Here is a 2,332-nt window from a genome sequence, read left to right as displayed (position 1 = left end):
ATGAGAAGATTTTTGATGCATGTTTTACCAAGAAAGTTTGTTAAAATTAGACACTATGGAATTTTAAGCAATAGGAATAGATCAACTAAACTTCAAAGATGCAAAGAACTTACAGGTGCAGTAGAAAGTAAAAACCAAAATCCAAAAGTTAAGTTAAATGCAGCAGAACTTCTTTTTAAGCTGACAGGAATAGATATAAATATTTGTTCTTGCTGTGGCAAGGGTGAAATGGTTACAAAAGAGAAGTTGAATCGCCAAAACTATTCTCCGCCAGGAGAAATAAATAAAATAGCATAAATTCTTTATTTGGGGGGAGGGGGGAAATTACGTCTATTTTTTGCAGACAATCTAAAATAATGAGGATTATGGGTACAATTGTGGAAATTACAGTTAGTTAAAACTAATTTCAGAAAGAGGAGAAAGATTGAATCTCCATAGTAGAGCTAACGCGGCATCGTTCAATAGCTCGTTTCAGACATTGAGCAACTTTCGTAGCTATCATCACTTAAGTATATACTTAGGATGATAGCTTTTATCGGCTCAACATCTGAATCCGAACCTGTTCAGTTCACGACATTTGTCTTTTTCCATCCATATTATATTAAATGGTTTTTATCGCACAATTAACGAAACAAGTGGCTTAAGCATAACTTAATATATTTTCTTCTTACCATTCAATAATAATTCCACCATGAGTAAGTCCCCCACCAAATCCGTAAAGTTGTATCTTATCATCTGAAGCTACTTTGCTTTCTTTTAATGCTAGCCAAATAGCTAGAGGAATAGACGCACTTGAGGTATTTCCGAATTCTATTACACTAACTAAAGTTTTCTCGGTATTGCCTTCACAAAAGAGGTATAAAATAGGATTGATTTAATAACATGATTTGTAAGTTTAATATTATAAGATTTGGAACTATAATTAAGTAAAGACGGAATCTTCTTAAATGTGAATTAATGGAAGTGTAGGCGTAAAGCTTACAGAAGGTTACAATGGAGATTTAACTTTAAGAGAGAATATGTAATGAGAAAAAAGTCAAAGAATGATTTAAGCTTTATGGGTAGCATACTTGTTATAACAGTTTATGTATTTATTGGATTTCAAGACGGTAAAGAGTTAGAGAAAAAATTAATTAAGAGAAGAAAAAAATAGAATATTATTATTTATAATAATGACAAGTTAATCCAATATACATTTATACTCAATATTGTATAACATGTCCAAAAATAAAAAAAGAAGCCTTTAAGCTCCATATTATTGCATATTTATTTTATTATTTTACCTTAATAGAAAACTCTTTATCTGTTATAATTCCCTCATCTAATAATTCTTTATATTTCATAATCTCATCTGTTACTCTTTGTTGATTACCCTCTAATTCCAATAACCTCACCCCAATTATATTGTACTATATTATCATTGCGTGGACTTTTATGTACCACTTTTTCATTTTACCACGCTTTTACTTTTTTGAATATATGCTGTAAGCCAATGTTACGCGTTGAATTCTATAAGCTATAAGCCAATAAAAATGTTGTCGATGTAATATCATTGAATGGATTAATTGCCTGATTTATGTAATGTTTTTATAAATGATATTATTAGCCTTCAAATCTAAAAATATATAAGAGTAGAATATTTATAAATTGGTCATTTTTTTTATTTACAAAAAATTTTCTTTAATCTTTACAATATCGTCCTCAGGTACTGGTTTATATCCCTTTATCAATTTTCTTCTTTATAAATTTTCTTTATATTAAGTCTTTTTTAATAGATTCAATTAAATCTAAAAATTCTTCTAAGCATTGATTTACCTTGATTGATTACTAATTTACTTTTTAATTTAGTCAACTTTATTTTTGTATAGACAGCCATTAGCTTTCAAAATTTAAATATGCTATAATACATTATTGCTTTTTTTCGACAAGTAATGCAACGATTTTCAGGGTATATAGTTTCGAAATTGAGCTTAGATAGTAACACAATAAGAGGATATAAATATGGAGTTCTATGGGTATGCTCTTACGCCTTGTAGAGTATAACGCACATATATTACCTCGCACCCAAACTAAAAGGAGTGATTTGATATTTTAAAAAATAACATTAAAAAAGGGATAACTGCGATAGTTATATTAATTTCTTTATCAAATGTTAGTCCCCTTGTAATTACTACAAAGGCTGTTGATCTAACATCAAATTCTACAGTATCTACGACTACTAACAATCCTACTATAATAGATGCTGGGAAATATAACTTGGATGTTACAGGCACATCAGATACCTCAGTACAATTTCAAAAAATGGTGAACTCTTTACCGAGCGGCAGTGCAA

At 29.4% G+C, this 2,332-nt stretch carries 4 protein-coding genes; 2 read left to right on the top strand and 2 right to left on the bottom strand.

Annotated elements, in window-relative coordinates; genetic code table 11:
* Positions 1 to 297: transposase (locus VIM70_RS06580; protein ID WP_331944944.1), on the top strand; the 297-nt coding region annotated here is incomplete at its 5' end.
* Positions 298 to 667: 370 nt separating this feature from the next.
* On the opposite strand, the gene VIM70_RS06575 is transcribed toward VIM70_RS06580, so the two are convergent.
* Complete coding sequence (locus tag VIM70_RS06575; RefSeq protein ID WP_331944945.1) at positions 668 to 865, bottom strand: 3-oxoacyl-[acyl-carrier-protein] synthase III C-terminal domain-containing protein; 198 nt, start codon at positions 863 to 865, stop codon at positions 668 to 670.
* 159 nt (positions 866 to 1,024) lie between these two features.
* On the opposite strand from VIM70_RS06575, the gene VIM70_RS06570 reads away from it, so the two are divergent.
* A complete protein-coding gene (locus VIM70_RS06570) occupies positions 1,025 to 1,153 on the top strand; it encodes a hypothetical protein (RefSeq protein ID WP_331944943.1) in 129 nt (42 codons plus the stop codon).
* A gap of 916 nt (positions 1,154 to 2,069) precedes the next feature.
* On the opposite strand, the gene VIM70_RS06565 is transcribed toward VIM70_RS06570, so the two are convergent.
* Positions 2,070 to 2,273, bottom strand: a complete 204-nt coding sequence (locus VIM70_RS06565; protein WP_331944942.1) for a hypothetical protein — start codon at positions 2,271 to 2,273, stop codon at positions 2,070 to 2,072.
* Positions 2,274 to 2,332 lie beyond the last annotated feature (59 nt).

It is taken from the genome of Clostridium sp. (assembly GCF_036569345.1).
In the GTDB taxonomy this organism is placed as follows: domain Bacteria; phylum Bacillota; class Clostridia; order Clostridiales; family Clostridiaceae; genus Clostridium_AD.
This window is presented reverse-complemented; position numbering and strand designations above follow the sequence as displayed.

Coding starts and splice junctions, on each gene's coding strand:
- VIM70_RS06570 (WP_331944943.1), top strand. CDS start 1,025: ATGAGAAAAAAGTCAAAGAATGATTTAAGCTTTATGGGTAGCATACTT.